The following is a 14,289-nucleotide window of genomic DNA, read 5'->3' as shown; positions in this document are numbered from 1 at the left end:
ACTTCAACATCGTTATCAAAGGAGCGTGCCATGAGTCGGTTCCACACCCTGCTGTTCATTGGCTTGATGTCCCTCGGCGGTCACTCGTTCGGCCAAGTGCCGAGCCAGACACGGCCCAGCCTCGGCTTTGATGCGGCACTGAAACTCGCCACCGAGACCCGGCAGGCCTGTCAGCGCATGGGCTTTTCGGTGGCGGTCAGCGTGGTGGACCGCCAGGCCCTGCCCCTGGTGCTGTTGGTTTCGGACGACGCTTTCGCCCATGCCCGCAAGACCAGTGAGCGCAAGGCCCGCACTGCCGCCTCGCGGCGTGCGCCAACTGCCGATATCCTTGATGCCAACGACCACGAGCAAAGCCTAGGCGTGGCATTCCATGCCATCGGCCTGACCACGCTCAGTGGTGGATTACCGGTGGTCCACGACAATCAGTACATCGGCGGTGTCGGCGTGGCCGGTGCTCCGGGCCAGAACGCCCTGGGCCAGGACTTCGACACGTTGTGCGCCGAAGCTGGTATCAAATCGATCGGCGCGCAGTGGGCCGCCGCCAAGGAAGCCAAAGAATGATCGAGATACTATTGGTCGAAGACGATCGCGCTCTGGCCGGGTCCCTGGCCGATTACCTCAGCGAGGTCGGCTTCGAAGTCGACTTCGCCTTCAACGGCCAATCTTGCCTCGAGCGTACTCTCGAACAACGCTACGACGCCCTCATCATGGATGTGACCATGCCCGGGCTCGATGGCCTGCGGGCCTGCAAGGCGTTGCGTAAGCGCCAGGACCAAACTCCGATCCTGTTCCTGACTGCCCGCGACACGCTGGCCGACAAGCTCGACGGCTACGAAGCCGGCGCCGACGATTACCTGATCAAGCCGTTCGAGCCGCAGGAGCTAGTCTGCCGTCTGCACGCGCTGCTGCGCCGTGGCAAATTACCCAGCAGCGGTGGGCAACAGACTTGCGGCGAGCTGCTGATCGACCTCAAGAGGCAGAAGGTCTACCGGCAGGGGCTGGCAATCGATCTGCAGGACATCACCATCCGCCTGCTGTCGCTGCTCGCCGAAGCCGCCCCCGACACGGTGAGTCGGCACAAGCTGGAAAATGCGCTGTGGCCTGACGAGCTGCCGGAAAGCGACCCGTTGCGCACCCACATCTATCGACTGCGCCAGGCACTGGATCGCCCCTTCGAACGCGACCTTATCAAAACCGTCCATGGAAAGGGTTATCGCCTTGCTATACCCGACTAGCTCGTTCTTCGCCCGTGCTCTGTACACCCTCTTGCCCTTCACGGTGTTCATCGCCGTGATGTACAGCCTGCTGGTATGGTCTTCGGTGATCATCACCGAAGACCACATTGTCAACAGTTACTTGGACCGCGAGGTTTCCCGCTTCCAGCAGGACTATGCCCGGTCGCCAGCGACCACGCCTTTACCGGCAACCAGTTACCTGCGCAGCTACTGGGCCAAGGATCCACACCTGCCGGAGAGCTACCGCACACTACCGCCTGGCCGCCATGAACTGGACGATGAGCGCACTCATGTCCAAGTGATCTACCTGCCGACAGCAGGAGAAAACCTGTACCTAGAGCTGGACGAGTCGCAGCTCAGCTCGCTAGATCGGCATGCCAGCTTGCTGTTCAGTACGCTGTGGGGTGTGGCCGGCCTGGTCATAATTGCCGGTGCCGTGCTCGCGGTTGTTGGCGCCAGGCACCTGGCTTCGCCGGTGACGCAACTGGCCGATGCCGTCGCCCAGGGATGGCGGCCCGGCACCGACCTGCCCGGACATGGGCGCAAGGATGAAGTCGGTACGCTGAGCCGCGCGTTGTCGCAACTGGTCGACCGCCTGCACGACGCCCTGGAACGCGAGCGGGCCTTTACCCGCCACGCCAGCCATGAACTGCGCACGCCTCTGGGAGTCATCCGCAACAGCCTGGCCGTACTGCGCCTGCCCCACTGTAGCATCGAGAAGCAGGCTCGTGGCCTGGAGCGCATCGAGCAGGCCAGTGGCGAGATGGAAACCCTGGTACAGCTGTTTCTCTACTTGGGTCGGGAAGGCGAACGGATGCCCAGCCAGGCCGTGGCCCTGCGCCCGCTGCTTGACGCTTGCATGCACAAGTACGCCGACTACCTGGCCAGCAAAGCATTTCGTGTGGACCTAGCGATTGACTCGCAGTTGCTGATCGGCGCACCACCCAGCGCGCTGCAGGTGTTGGTCAACAACCTGATGGGCAATGCCCTGGTGCATGGCAGCGACTACCTGCATGTCCAGGCCGGCCCCGACCATCTGCAGTTGGTAAATGGCCTCGCCCTCGGCAGCGACATACACGCGGGCTTTGGCTATGGGCTTGGTATCGTGCAGCGTCTCTGCACCCATTGCGGGTGGCGCTTGACCATCACCCGCGAATCCTATCGCTTCGTCGCCCGCGTGGAATTTCCCTGACGTCTACTCAAAACCGCAATGTCGTTGCAACTGGCCTGCCCGCACCACAACGACGCGCGCCGGCAGGGCAGCATCTTCAGGCTTGTTTCCTGCAATTGAACGCCTCGCCACCGCCCCCCAACTCACGCTTGCTTCCCCCTGATGCTCCCAGAAGCTTTCATCCAGCACTCATCCCGCCCTTTAATCCAGCCACGCTGCTCGGCCTTGAGCCTATCGGCCTGGCCGCCCGCCTTGACCAAGGCTGCCTGGTAGGTGCGCGCGAGTTCACGGTCCTGGGATGACAACTCCTGGCTATTACAGATCAACGTTTCCATGGCATTGATTGTTTTGGCGCCACAATCGAAGGTGGTCGATGACGCCGTCTGCGCAATTGCAGCTCCAATCGTACTTAGCAAAAGGCCTGCGGTGGCCAACATTGTGAAGAGTGAAGTAGCCCATTATATCTCCAACAATAAGACTACTGTTAAAAAATCGGCAAATCGACATAAACACTAGACCGATACAGAGTCACATCAGTTTCACGCCATCCTCGTTAGGTTTAATGCTCTTGCTTGCCAATGGAGCACACACCTAATGAAAAGAAAGATCAGTGTAATCACGCTATTCATTCTATTCGTAAACAGCACCGCGTGTACCACGCCCCTAAGTCGTACAGCGCCAAGTATAGGTATCGACCCTGCGCTGACGGCAGCGTTGGCGGCCAAGCAAGCTTGCGAGCAGATGGGGTTCGCGGTAGCCGTGACCGTTGTCGGCCGCCACACCGAGCCTGTGGTCTTGATCGTGTCCGATAACGCCTTCGCCCACGCCGTCGAGACAAGCCAACGCAAGGCGGTGACGGCGGCCTCACGACGCGTCGATACCTCGCTAGTAGCTGCGGCGGCCAAGGAGGATAGCGAGCTGGGCCCGGCATTTCACGCCGTGGGTCTTACGACGTTGAGCGGCGGTCTGCCATTGCAGCAAGAAAACGCAATCATTGGTGGCATAGGTGTTGCCGGCGCACCAGGGCAGACACCCGGAGGACGAGATCATGACAGCCAGTGCGCCGAGGCCGGCCTTAAAGCTATTGGCTTGGTCCAGACGGACTGAGCCGGCGCGCATCGGCCCTGTTCGTGCGTGACATTTGCGTCACACCCCAGTGATTAATGTCATTCAGACAGAACATAACACTTTCGGAAGAACCTCAAGATGCGACTTTCTTACAGTGCACTTGCGTTGATGGCAACCAGTTTTTCAAGCATGGCGGAAGATCGGCCCTTCACTGTCGGGCTCGGCGTGGCCAGTCAATCCAAACTTTACAAGGATATGGACACCGGCAGCAAACTCGTTCCCCTGCTCAATGGCCGCAACGGGAACTTTTGGGTTGAAGGACTGCAGGCGGGATATGACTTCTACGAACAGGGCGATTTCAGTATTGCCGCCGCGCTGCAGTACAACCCATCCGGCTTCAAGACCAGTGACGCTAAATCTTCCAGTCGGCTGTACGACGGCTTGAAAGATCGCGACTCGGCAATCGAGGGCGGCTTGGTGATGCGCTACGACCTGGGCTGGGCCGAGATGAAGGGCACCTTGATGACCGATATCAGCGCCGCGCACAAGGGGCAGAGCGTCGAGTTGGGTTTGTCCAGGGCATTGCAGCTCTCCCCTTCCTGGCGGGTCACGCCGGAGGCATCGGCAACCTGGGTCAGCGCCAAGCAGAATGACTACTACTTTGGCGTCGACCCATCGGATCGTAGCGCATTACGCGACAGCTACTCGGCGGGCAGTGGGGTCAACTACGGGGTAGCAGTCAACAGCCATTGGCAGATGAGCGATCACTGGCACCTGCTGGGGCGCGTGGCGCTGGAGCGATTCTCCAATAGCGTCAAGGACAGTCCGCTGGCCGAAAAGGGCCATCAGTCCACGGTCATGGTCGGGCTGGGATATTCCTTCTAATCGCACCTGCCGGACAAGGATGTCGTGGCGTAAGCACCCAACACCCTCGGTTGCCAACAGCTTTCGCAACCGTGCAACAGGCACACCATGAACATCACCCTATTCGGAACCGGTTATGTAGGGCTCACCTTAGCCGTTTGCCTTGCTCAGGTGGGACACCACGTCTACTGCACCGACGTGGACACGCAACGCCTTGATTTGCTGCAGACGGGACACTGTCCCTTCTTCGAGCCCGGTCTGGAAGCACTGCTCAAGAGCAACCTCGCCGCAGGTCGTGTGCACTTCACTGACTCCGTCGTCGAAGCGGTAGGAATTTCCCAGGTCATCTTCATCGCCGTGGGCACCCCTGCCGAGGAAGATGGCAGCGCGGATCTGCGCAGTGTCCTAGCCGTGGCCAGAGCCATTGCAATGCATGCCCAAGGCGACAAGATCGTCATCAACAAGTCCACTTCACCGGTCGGCACCGCACAGCGGCTGAAAGCCATGATGAAGCAGCTCGTCAGGCAACGCGGACGCGAGCACATCCTTGAGGTTCTGGCCAATCCCGAGTTCCTCAAAGAGGGCTCGGCGCTCGATGATTGCATGCGCCCCGATCGCATCATCATCGGTATCGACGGCACCCGTGGACTCGATGTGGTCCGCTCGCTCTATGCGCCGTTCTCCCGCAACCATGAGAAGCTCATCGTCATGGATAGCCGCAGTGCAGAACTGGCCAAGTATGCGGCCAACAGCATGCTGGCCACCCGGGTGTCGTTCATTAACGAGATGGCCAATCTGGCGGAGCACCTGGGCGCGGATATCGAAATGGTCCGCCAGGGCATCGGCGCCGACACCCGGATCGGCCACGATTTCATCTATCCAGGCTGTGGCTTTGGCGGCTCCTGCTTCCCCAAGGACATACTTGCGCTACGCACCATTGCCCGCCAAAAGGGATGCCGAACCGAACTGCTGGATGCCGTCGAGGCAGTCAACCACCGACAGAAGAACCGCGTCTTCGAGCGCATAAGCGAGCATTATCGCGGCGACCTCCATGGCAAGACATTCGCGGTCTGGGGGCTGTCGTTCAAGCCGGATACCGATGACATGCGCGAAGCGCCCAGCCGTGTGCTGCTCGAGGCCCTGTGGTCGGCCGGCGCACAGGTCCGCGCCTTCGACCCCGAAGCCATGGAGCAGGCCGGTCGCCTGTATGGCGGGCGCGCGGACCTGCGACTTGTCGAGTCGCAGGAAGCGGCCCTGGAGGGAGCGCATGCACTGGTGATCATGACCGAGTGGCGAGTATTCCGGGCCTGCAACCTAAGCAAGGTGCGCCAAGCCTTGAGGGACGCCGTGGTATTCGACGGGCGCAACCTGTTCGACCCCCGGCAGATGCTGCGCGAATCCCTCAGCTACTACCCCATAGGACGTCCTGCGGTGAGGCCGGCATGAGCATGAACATTCTGGTAACGGGGTGCGCGGGATTCATTGGTTCGCATGTAGTACGGCGCTTGTGCCAGGAAGGTCACCAGGTGCTCGGGCTCGACAACCTGAACGCCTATTATGACATCGGCCTGAAACTGTCTCGGCTGGATCTACTGATGGGATTCCCAACATTCGAGTTCAGAAGACAGGATATCGCCGATACCCTGGCAATGCGCCAAGTCTTCGAGGAGCATCGTTTCGACCGTGTCATACACCTGGCGGCGCAAGCCGGTGTCCGACACTCTATCGACAACCCCCATGTGTATGTGGACAGCAACCTCCTGGGCTTCGTCAACATCCTCGAAGGTTGCCGTCGCGCCGTGGTCGGGCACCTGCTGTATGCCTCCAGCAGTTCCGTGTACGGCATCAGCCGCGCACTCCCGCTACGCGAGGATGCCCCAACACTACCCGTGTCGCTCTATGCGGTGAGCAAGCGCGCCAATGAACTGATGGCCCACAGCTATGCGCACCTGTTCGGTCTGCCAGCCACAGGTCTGCGGCTGTTTACCGTCTATGGCCCCTGGGGAAGACCGGACATGGCGCCCTTCAAGTTCACCCAGGCCATGCTCGAAGGCCGACCAATCGACGTTTATAACGGCGGCAACCTGTCACGGGATTTCACCTACATCGACGATGTGGTGGAGGGCATCGTTCAGTTGCTGAACTGCCTCCCTCACGTCGGGCCGAAGCACGGTCCAGGCGACAACGAGGTGCCTCATGCCACCTTCAACATCGGTTTCGGCGCCCCCTCAAGCCTGGCCGAACTGATCGGCTGCATCGAATCCGCCACGGGCACAAGCGCTATGTGCCATCGCAAACGCATGCAGCCCGGTGACGTCTATGACACTTGGGCCGATGTCAGCGCCCTGGAGGCTCGCACCGGATTCCGCCCGAAAACACCCCTACCCCAAGGCATCGACAACTTCGTCCAGTGGTATCGGACGTTCTATCGCGCATGACAACCAGAGGGACCTCGGTACAGGTGGAGCACATGCAAAGGCGCAGGTTGCAGGCCGTCGGTAAAAGTACCGGCTGGTTCCTGGGGTTGCTGGTGATCAGCTGGCTGCTGAATGGCAGCGAGCTTATCCCACCGCTCGACACGCAATGGGTCGAGCACCACATCCGCGGCTATGGCTTGGAAGGTGCGCTGCTGTTCCTGCTCGCCGCCACGATGTTCACCGCCGTTGGTCTGCCGCGGCAGGCAATGGCCTTTCTGGCCGGATACGCGTTCGGTGTGGGGCCTGGCTGTGCCATAGCCGTGCTGGCGACCACCCTAGGTTGCATTCCGGCGCTTGGCTATGCCCGTCTTGCCAGCGCAAGTCCGATGCTGCAGGCCATCCAAAGACGCATCCCCTCTGTCGGTCGTTACCTGCACCATCGACCATTCCTGGCCACCTTGCTGGCCCGGTTATCACCGGTTGGCAGCAATCTGCTCACCAATCTCGTCGCCGGGCTCTACCGCGTTCCCCTGCCCGCTTTTCTCTCCGCCAGCGCGTTGGGGTTCGTTCCGCAGTCATTGATCTTCGCCTTACTGGGCGACGGCGGCAACGTTTCACCCACTCTGCGATTCGTTGGTGCCAGCGCCTTGTTTCTCGTTTGCCTGCTGCTGGGCACCTGGCTGCTCAAGCATCAGGACCTGCCGCCGGACGCCATCGAGCCGACGGTCTCCAACAACACCTCGCAATGACGGTTCCACAATGACCCACCCTGTTCTTGTTTCCGTTCTGATTCCTGCCAGAAACGAGGCGGAGAATCTGTCCGCGTTACTGACCGAGATACACCTGGCCCTGCAGCACGAGCGCTTCGAAGTGATCGTGGTCGACGACGGCAGCACCGACGACACCGTGCAACGCCTGCTCGATATCAGGCGCCGGGGTTACCCTCAGCTGCGGATCCTGCGTCACAGCTGCTCGCTGGGGCAAAGCACGGCGATCCACCATGCCGCACGGGCCGCTAGGGGTGCCTGGCTGGCGACCCTTGACGGCGATGGGCAGAACGACCCCGCCGACATCCCCAAGATGCTCAAATTCATGCGCTCGGCCAGCAGCCCCTCAAAGTTGCAGCTCATTGCCGGCCACCGCGTCGACCGACGCGATAGCACCAGCAAGCGCTGGGCATCACGCCTGGCCAACCATCTGCGCCGCCTTCTGCTGCGCGACCTCACGCCGGACACCGGCTGCGGCCTGAAGCTCATCGAGCGAACTGCGTTTCTTCACCTGCCCTACTTCGACCATATGCATCGCTACTTGCCGGCGCTGATCCTGCGCCAGGGCGGCGAGATCTGCGTATTGCCGGTGAACCACCGTCCACGCGGCGCGGGGACCTCCAACTACGGCAACCTGGACCGCGCACTGGTCGGCGTGGTCGATCTGCTGGGTGTGTGGTGGCTTATGCGCCGCGTGCGCCTGGATTGCCAGCCCGAAGAGTTGGAGCAGTGACATGACCCGCGCATCCCGACGTACCATGCAGTTGATGCTGCTGGCCGTGTTCATGATCGGTGCTGGCCTGGGCTTGCGCCCGCTATCCAACGTGGACGAAGAACGCTTCCTCGGCGTGGCGCTGGAAATGCTCGAGAGTGGTGAATGGTTGATCCCGCACCGGGCAGGTGAAATCTATGCCGACAAACCGCCGTTGTTCGTCTGGGCGGTGGCGCTGCTGGTATATCTGGGTATACCGGCAGGCATTGCCCTGTTTCTCCCCGCGCTACTCGCTGCAACCGTGGCCACAGGGCTGCTCTGCGACCTGGGAGGCCGCTTGTGGAACCGACGTATCGGCACTCTGGCCGGACTGCTGTTCCTCGCTACCTACCAGACCTACAGCATTCAGCGAGCGGGCCAGATCGACGGGTTTCTGCTGCTCTGGATCGCGCTGGGCCTGTATGGGATGTGTCGCCACCTGATCCTGGGGCCGGCATGGAGATGGTTCTATCTGGCCTGCTTGGCCATGGGTTTTGGCGTCATCAGCAAAGGCGTGGGCTTTCTGCCGGCGTTGCTGCTGATACCTTGGGCCTATGCCGTGCGCCAAGGCTGGAGCGGTGTGACGACGATCCGCGCTTCGGCCCGTGCCTGGCTGACGGGGCCGCTGTTGATGCTGGCGGCAATCGCCAGCTGGCTGGTGCCTTTGCTCGCCAGCGTGGCGCTTGACGACCAGGCGCAGGGACGCGCCTACCTGTCGAATATCCTGTTCAAGCAGACCGCTCAACGCTACACCGATGCCTGGCACCACCGCGAACCCATCTGGTACTTCTTCGTCCAGGTCATCCCCCAGTACTGGCTGCCGCTGGTACTGATGTTGCCCTGGGCCGTCGGCGCCTGGCGTCGACATCTGGCCAAGCGCGATGGCCGCTATCTGGTCCTGCTGGGCTGGGTCGTGCTGGTGCTGCTGTTCTTCAGCCTCAGCAGTGGCAAGCGCAAACTTTATATCTACCCTGCCCTGCCCGCCCTGATACTGGCCATAGCCCCTCTGATGCCTTGGCTGCTACGGCGCTGGTTCGCTCAGCGGGAAAGGCACGGGAATTGGGCGCGCACCGTTACCGTGCTCTGGTTCACGGCCTGGTTCGCCAGGGGATTCATCGAGCCGCTGGTCGAAGGCGGCAATGAACGTCAGGCGCTGATGAAGGAGGTGGCCGCCCTCTCCCGGGGCAGCGAACTGGTGTTGACCCATTGGCGCGAAGGACATTGGCTGTATGCACGTCAGCCGCTGGTGCATTTCGGCATGGAGGCCCCGGACCAGACTGAAAAGGCGGTCGAGTGGCTGCGAGCAAACCCAGACAGCCATGCGCTGATCAGCACCTCTGAACTGGACCGATGTTTCTGGCCGGAGGCGGCAACGCCGCTAAGCGACCCGGAACGCTACTTGGTGAAAGCCGACGCGGACAATGGCAAGTGCCATAGCAAAGACGTTGAAACGCTTGTCTACCGTTTCACCTGGAGCACACCGCTGGACTGAAACGGTCGTTACCTCGATGACGGCGTATCAGTCGCGACTACATTTGCCAGCCATCTGGATCAGAACGGCTTCCTTGTTTTGCCGCAAGTAGGGTCGAAAGCGCTGGCGGATGCAGGGCGCCAGATAGTTCAACGAAGTTGGCAGCGGCCCATTGACGAACAACAGATCCTCGCTCGCGGCCAATGTGTAGACCTGTTCGATACTCAGTGGGTGGACCAGCCGATTCGCATAGTAGACCAAGCGCATATCCGGCTCGCCCAGGCTGTACAGCGCCTGCTGGCGATGGCGGTCCAGCACCTGATCGATCAGCGGTAGCGCTGCGATGCGATGCTGGCGCAGGCGCGCCTCGGCAAACGCGTAGAACAGGACATAGGCGCACAGCATCACGGTTGGCGTCAGCACCAGTATCTTGCGTCGCCAACCTGCTGCAACGGCAAGCAACCTGTTGGCTTGCCAGGCCAACAGCACCGATAGCGCCGGATAAATCGGCAATAGGTACTTTGCATGCTTCTCGTCAAAAACTGAGAACAACGTCAAGGGCACGAGTGCGACACAGCCCAACAGTATCAGCTGGGGATTGCTCCTTGCGGCTCTCAACCAAGCGACTGGCCGAACCAGCACTACCAGCCAGTAGGGGAAGAAGTCACCTGCCAGATAGCCCAGGTAGGCAAACCAGGGTTCACCCGTGGCCGTATCGATCTTCTTGACGATATCCTCCTGCAGCGTCGACTGCCAGATCGTCAGCCCCTGGGTCGCCATCATCCAGCAATACCACCAACCACCGATACCGAACGCAACCAACCAGCCGGGGCCGTCGCCCAATAGCGCCTTGGCGCGACGGTCACGAGTGACCAGGTAATACGTACCTATCGGTAGCGTCACCAGCAACAGGGCCACCGGCCCCTTGGTCAGCAGCGCGCCACCAAGGCAAGCATGGCTCAGACGGGACCAGCGCTTGCTGGGGTCGTGAAAGAGGTAGTGCCAGGCGAAGATGATGGCGAAGCCACAGAATGCGGCCAGGGTCATTTCGATCTCAGCGCGACGAGCGAGCAGGCTGAATCCCGCGTTGGCCGCCAGGAACAGGCAGGCGAAATAACCTGTCGCGCGCCCACCGATGCGCGTACCCAGCAGATAGGTGCCAAGCAGCAGGAGCAGGCCAAGGATGGCGGAAGGCAAGCGTACCGCCCACTCGTTAGCGCTGCCGAGCAAGCTCGTCGGCAACAGTGCAAGCCAGTTAAACAAGGGCGGTTTGGTCAGGTATGGCTCGCCGTTCATGCGTGGTAACAACCACTCGCCACTAGCGTACATCTCTCGCACACTGACCGCGCGGCGTGCTTCGTTGGTGCTCAGCAAGGGCACATCGCCCAGCCCCCAAAAGCACAGCATTGCCAGTAATGCGGCCAATGCCACGCCGGCGAACCTTTGACGGGTCCCTAAGCATTTCAACATCGTGATCGCTCTCAATAGCACCGATGACTCGGCGTGAGTTGACAGGGCGCGACCTGTATTTGGAATTGCCAATAAACGGCGGATAAGGTCGAAGATGAAATGCTAGGGAAGGCTACGTGAACCCCTTGTCACGGGCAGAATTCCGGATGCGATCAGGGCTGTTCGTTCTTGTGCCTGCGCCGTTTTACCAGCTCAACGCCTCGCTTCGATGAGATGACGCGTCGAATGCGCGATGAAAGGCTTGCCCTGGCGCATCTGGCTGTCCAGGGCCAACAATTCAGTGCGGTACTTGTCCACAGAGAAGTCCGGCACCCACCATACGCATTTGCGAAGAATCCATACGACTGCGCCCACATCATGGAACAGCATGCGGCAGCGGGCTGTACGCAGGTCAGTCACCGTCAGCCCGGCTGCCTGCGCTGCTGCTACCTCATCCTGCGGCTCGCGCATTTGCCGCTCACGTGGCAACGGCCCCAGGAAATGCTCGATCAGCTCGAAAGCCGAGGCTGGGCCTACGTGCTGGGCAAAGTAACGTCCACCAGGTCGGAGGACGCGATGGATCTCGTGCCAGTCGGGATTCACCGGGTGGCGCGAGGTGACCAGCTCGAACGAGGCGTCGGCAAATGGGAGCGCTGTACCGGGGGCTACCTCGATGACTTTAACGCCGCGTGGCCCCAGGCGCTCTTGCGCCTTGCGGGCGTTGGGTGGCCAGGCTTCAGTTGCGCACATGAGGGGCGGGAAGCGTGGAGCCTCGCCTAGCACCTCCCCGCCGCCGGTATCGAGATCCAGCGCGGCGTGCACGCCGTCCAGACGCTGTGCAAGGAGCTGGGCGTAGCCCCAAGGTGGGCGCTGCTCGGAGGCTCGTCCTGCCAGCCAGTCGAAGCCCCAGCCGGTTACATCTGCAGCACTGGCTTCGGCTAGCAGGTCGTCAAAGGAATTCATTTGATCGTCCAGGGTAACGTTTGCATGGGGGGCAGTATAAATCGTGTGGGTGCGGGCTTGCGCGGCTGTAGGCCTCAGGGCGCCGCTTACGCGGCGCATCGCCGGCAAGCCGGCTCCCACACCGACCGCGCAGTACCTGTGAGAACTGGCTTGCTGTCGATATGGCCTGGCCGATTTTCCGGGCACAAAGACAAAACCCCTACCTGCTCGCGCAGATAGGGGTTTTGCGAAATGAATCTTGACGATGACCTACTCTCACATGGGGAAACCCCACACTACCATCGGCGATGCATCGTTTCACTACTGAGTTCGGGATGGGATCAGGTGGTTCCAATGCTCTATGGTCGTCAAGAAATTCGGTTGCCAGTACGTCCTTGCAGACATGCCAGCCAATTCGGATATGCGATATGTGTGGTTCGTCGCGAACTTTCGGTTCGTTTCGTCTTCACCACCACAATTTGGCCTCAGCGCAAATTGCTTGGGTGTTATATGGTCAAGCCTCACGGGCAATTAGTATTGGTTAGCTCAACGCCTCACAGCGCTTACACACCCAACCTATCAACGTCGTAGTCTTCGACGGCCCTTCAGGGAGCTCAAGGCTCCAGTGAGATCTCATCTTGAGGCAAGTTTCCCGCTTAGATGCTTTCAGCGGTTATCTCTTCCGAACATAGCTACCCGGCAATGCCACTGGCGTGACAACCGGAACACCAGAGGTTCGTCCACTCCGGTCCTCTCGTACTAGGAGCAGCCCCTCTCAAATCTCAAACGTCCACGGCAGATAGGGACCGAACTGTCTCACGACGTTCTAAACCCAGCTCGCGTACCACTTTAAATGGCGAACAGCCATACCCTTGGGACCGGCTTCAGCCCCAGGATGTGATGAGCCGACATCGAGGTGCCAAACACCGCCGTCGATATGAACTCTTGGGCGGTATCAGCCTGTTATCCCCGGAGTACCTTTTATCCGTTGAGCGATGGCCCTTCCATACAGAACCACCGGATCACTAAGACCTACTTTCGTACCTGCTCGACGTGTGTGTCTCGCAGTCAAGCGCGCTTTTGCCTTTATACTCTACGACCGATTTCCGACCGGTCTGAGCGCACCTTCGTACTCCTCCGTTACTCTTTGGGAGGAGACCGCCCCAGTCAAACTACCCACCATACACTGTCCTCGATCCGGATAACGGACCTGAGTTAGAACCTCAAGGTTGCCAGGGTGGTATTTCAAGGATGGCTCCATGAGAACTGGCGTCCCCACTTCAAAGCCTCCCACCTATCCTACACAAGCAAGCTCAAAGTCCAGTGCAAAGCTATAGTAAAGGTTCACGGGGTCTTTCCGTCTAGCCGCGGATACACTGCATCTTCACAGCGATTTCAATTTCACTGAGTCTCGGGTGGAGACAGCGCCGCCATCGTTACGCCATTCGTGCAGGTCGGAACTTACCCGACAAGGAATTTCGCTACCTTAGGACCGTTATAGTTACGGCCGCCGTTTACCGGGGCTTCGATCAAGAGCTTCGCTTGCGCTAACCCCATCAATTAACCTTCCGGCACCGGGCAGGCGTCACACCCTATACGTCCACTTTCGTGTTTGCAGAGTGCTGTGTTTTTAATAAACAGTCGCAGCGGCCTGGTATCTTCGACCGGCGTGGGCTTACGCAGCAAGTGCTTCACCCTCACCGGCGCACCTTCTCCCGAAGTTACGGTGCCATTTTGCCTAGTTCCTTCACCCGAGTTCTCTCAAGCGCCTTGGTATTCTCTACCTAACCACCTGTGTCGGTTTGGGGTACGGTTCCCAGTTATCTGAAGCTTAGGAGCTTTTCTTGGAAGCATGGCATCAACCACTTCGCGCTCTAATGAGCACTCGTCATCAGCTCTCGGCCTTGAGATCCCGGATTTGCCTAAGATCTCAGCCTACCACCTTAAACTTGGACAACCAACGCCAAGCTGGCCTAGCCTTCTCCGTCCCTCCATCGCAATAACTGGAAGTACAGGAATATTAACCTGTTTTCCATCGACTACGCTTTTCAGCCTCGCCTTAGGGACCGACTAACCCTGCGTCGATTAACGTTGCGCAGGAAACCTTGGTCTTTCGGCGTGCGAGTTTTTCACTCGCATTGTCGTTACTCATGT

At 60.0% G+C, this 14,289-nt stretch carries 13 protein-coding genes and 2 rRNA genes (1 of these 15 cut by a window edge); 10 read left to right on the top strand and 5 right to left on the bottom strand.

The features are described from left to right. The first annotated feature begins 30 nt into the window (after positions 1–30). From CCOS191_RS03755 to CCOS191_RS03745, 3 genes are read left to right on the top strand one after another with little or no spacing between them, the layout of a single operon-like run. Entirely contained in the window at positions 31–561 is a 531-nt protein-coding gene (locus tag CCOS191_RS03755; protein ID WP_052752574.1) for a GlcG/HbpS family heme-binding protein, read from the top strand. After that, positions 558–1,235 carry a response regulator transcription factor gene (locus tag CCOS191_RS03750; protein ID WP_046854108.1) on the top strand — a complete coding sequence of 226 codons (678 nt, stop codon included), beginning with the start codon at positions 558–560 and terminating at the stop codon, positions 1,233–1,235. The genes CCOS191_RS03755 and CCOS191_RS03750 overlap by 4 nt, the downstream gene beginning before the upstream one ends. Further along, positions 1,201–2,427, top strand: coding sequence for a sensor histidine kinase (locus CCOS191_RS03745; RefSeq protein ID WP_082120349.1), 1,227 nt, complete (start codon positions 1,201–1,203; stop codon positions 2,425–2,427). The genes CCOS191_RS03750 and CCOS191_RS03745 overlap by 35 nt, the downstream gene beginning before the upstream one ends. 122 nt (positions 2,428–2,549) lie before the next feature. Here the strand turns inward: CCOS191_RS03745 and CCOS191_RS03740 are convergent, their stop codons facing one another. Beyond that, complete coding sequence (locus CCOS191_RS03740) at positions 2,550–2,843, bottom strand: lysozyme inhibitor LprI family protein (protein ID WP_046857683.1); 294 nt, start codon at positions 2,841–2,843, stop codon at positions 2,550–2,552. Positions 2,844–3,000: 157 nt separating this feature from the next. Here CCOS191_RS03740 and CCOS191_RS03735 point away from each other — a divergent pair, with 157 nt between their 5' ends. From CCOS191_RS03735 to CCOS191_RS03705, 7 genes are all read left to right on the top strand, one after another. Then, positions 3,001–3,513 (top strand): GlcG/HbpS family heme-binding protein, encoded by a 513-nt coding sequence (locus CCOS191_RS03735; RefSeq protein WP_052752573.1) that lies wholly within the window; start codon positions 3,001–3,003, stop codon positions 3,511–3,513. 99 nt (positions 3,514–3,612) lie between these two features. Next, on the top strand, positions 3,613–4,359 hold the full coding sequence (locus CCOS191_RS03730) for a MipA/OmpV family protein (RefSeq protein WP_046854106.1): 747 nt from the start codon (positions 3,613–3,615) through the stop codon (positions 4,357–4,359). 87 nt (positions 4,360–4,446) lie between these two features. Beyond that, positions 4,447–5,784 (top strand): UDP-glucose dehydrogenase family protein, encoded by a 1,338-nt coding sequence (locus CCOS191_RS03725; protein WP_046854105.1) that lies wholly within the window; start codon positions 4,447–4,449, stop codon positions 5,782–5,784. 2 nt (positions 5,785–5,786) lie between these two features. Beyond that, positions 5,787–6,776, top strand: coding sequence for an NAD-dependent epimerase/dehydratase family protein (locus CCOS191_RS03720; RefSeq protein ID WP_046854104.1), 990 nt, complete (start codon positions 5,787–5,789; stop codon positions 6,774–6,776). Between the two features lie 32 nt (positions 6,777–6,808). Then, the gene (locus CCOS191_RS03715; protein ID WP_046854103.1) at positions 6,809–7,504 is read left to right on the top strand and encodes a TVP38/TMEM64 family protein; all 696 of its coding nucleotides are present in this window, start codon (positions 6,809–6,811) and stop codon (positions 7,502–7,504) included. Positions 7,505–7,514: 10 nt separating this feature from the next. Next, positions 7,515–8,255, top strand: coding sequence for a glycosyltransferase family 2 protein (locus tag CCOS191_RS03710; RefSeq protein WP_046854102.1), 741 nt, complete (start codon positions 7,515–7,517; stop codon positions 8,253–8,255). A gap of 1 nt (position 8,256) precedes the next feature. Next, positions 8,257–9,765 (top strand): ArnT family glycosyltransferase, encoded by a 1,509-nt coding sequence (locus CCOS191_RS03705; protein ID WP_046854101.1) that lies wholly within the window; start codon positions 8,257–8,259, stop codon positions 9,763–9,765. A 27-nt stretch (positions 9,766–9,792) separates the two neighbouring features. On the opposite strand, the gene CCOS191_RS03700 is transcribed toward CCOS191_RS03705, so the two are convergent. From CCOS191_RS03700 to CCOS191_RS03685, 4 genes are all read right to left on the bottom strand, one after another. Further along, positions 9,793–11,175 (bottom strand): ArnT family glycosyltransferase, encoded by a 1,383-nt coding sequence (locus CCOS191_RS03700; protein WP_231867468.1) that lies wholly within the window; start codon positions 11,173–11,175, stop codon positions 9,793–9,795. Between the two features lie 231 nt (positions 11,176–11,406). After that, positions 11,407–12,156: a class I SAM-dependent methyltransferase gene (locus tag CCOS191_RS03695; protein ID WP_046854099.1), complete on the bottom strand. Its 750-nt coding sequence runs from the start codon at positions 12,154–12,156 to the stop codon at positions 11,407–11,409. 236 nt (positions 12,157–12,392) lie between these two features. After that, positions 12,393–12,508: ribosomal RNA gene (gene rrf, locus CCOS191_RS03690) — 5S ribosomal RNA — on the bottom strand. A gap of 137 nt (positions 12,509–12,645) precedes the next feature. Further along, positions 12,646–14,289: ribosomal RNA gene (locus CCOS191_RS03685) — 23S ribosomal RNA — on the bottom strand (it continues 1,250 nt past the right edge of the window).

The organism is Pseudomonas sp. CCOS 191 (assembly GCF_001007005.1).
In the GTDB taxonomy this organism is placed as follows: domain Bacteria; phylum Pseudomonadota; class Gammaproteobacteria; order Pseudomonadales; family Pseudomonadaceae; genus Aquipseudomonas; species Aquipseudomonas soli.
The sequence above is the reverse complement of the archived record's forward strand: the minus strand, read 5'-3'. Positions and strand labels throughout refer to the sequence as shown.

Bases quoted from the DNA above. Each gene is read 5' to 3' on its own strand.
- CCOS191_RS03755 (WP_052752574.1), top strand. From the start codon at position 31: ATGAGTCGGTTCCACACCCTGCTGTTCATTGGCTTGATGTCCCTCGGC.
- CCOS191_RS03750 (WP_046854108.1), top strand. From the start codon at position 558: ATGATCGAGATACTATTGGTCGAAGACGATCGCGCTCTGGCCGGGTCC.
- CCOS191_RS03745 (WP_082120349.1), top strand. From the start codon at position 1,201: ATGGAAAGGGTTATCGCCTTGCTATACCCGACTAGCTCGTTCTTCGCC.
- CCOS191_RS03740 (WP_046857683.1), bottom strand. From the start codon at position 2,843: ATGTTGGCCACCGCAGGCCTTTTGCTAAGTACGATTGGAGCTGCAATT.
- CCOS191_RS03735 (WP_052752573.1), top strand. From the start codon at position 3,001: ATGAAAAGAAAGATCAGTGTAATCACGCTATTCATTCTATTCGTAAAC.
- CCOS191_RS03730 (WP_046854106.1), top strand. From the start codon at position 3,613: ATGCGACTTTCTTACAGTGCACTTGCGTTGATGGCAACCAGTTTTTCA.
- CCOS191_RS03725 (WP_046854105.1), top strand. From the start codon at position 4,447: ATGAACATCACCCTATTCGGAACCGGTTATGTAGGGCTCACCTTAGCC.
- CCOS191_RS03720 (WP_046854104.1), top strand. From the start codon at position 5,787: ATGAACATTCTGGTAACGGGGTGCGCGGGATTCATTGGTTCGCATGTA.
- CCOS191_RS03715 (WP_046854103.1), top strand. From the start codon at position 6,809: ATGCAAAGGCGCAGGTTGCAGGCCGTCGGTAAAAGTACCGGCTGGTTC.
- CCOS191_RS03710 (WP_046854102.1), top strand. From the start codon at position 7,515: ATGACCCACCCTGTTCTTGTTTCCGTTCTGATTCCTGCCAGAAACGAG.
- CCOS191_RS03705 (WP_046854101.1), top strand. From the start codon at position 8,257: ATGACCCGCGCATCCCGACGTACCATGCAGTTGATGCTGCTGGCCGTG.
- CCOS191_RS03695 (WP_046854099.1), bottom strand. From the start codon at position 12,156: ATGAATTCCTTTGACGACCTGCTAGCCGAAGCCAGTGCTGCAGATGTA.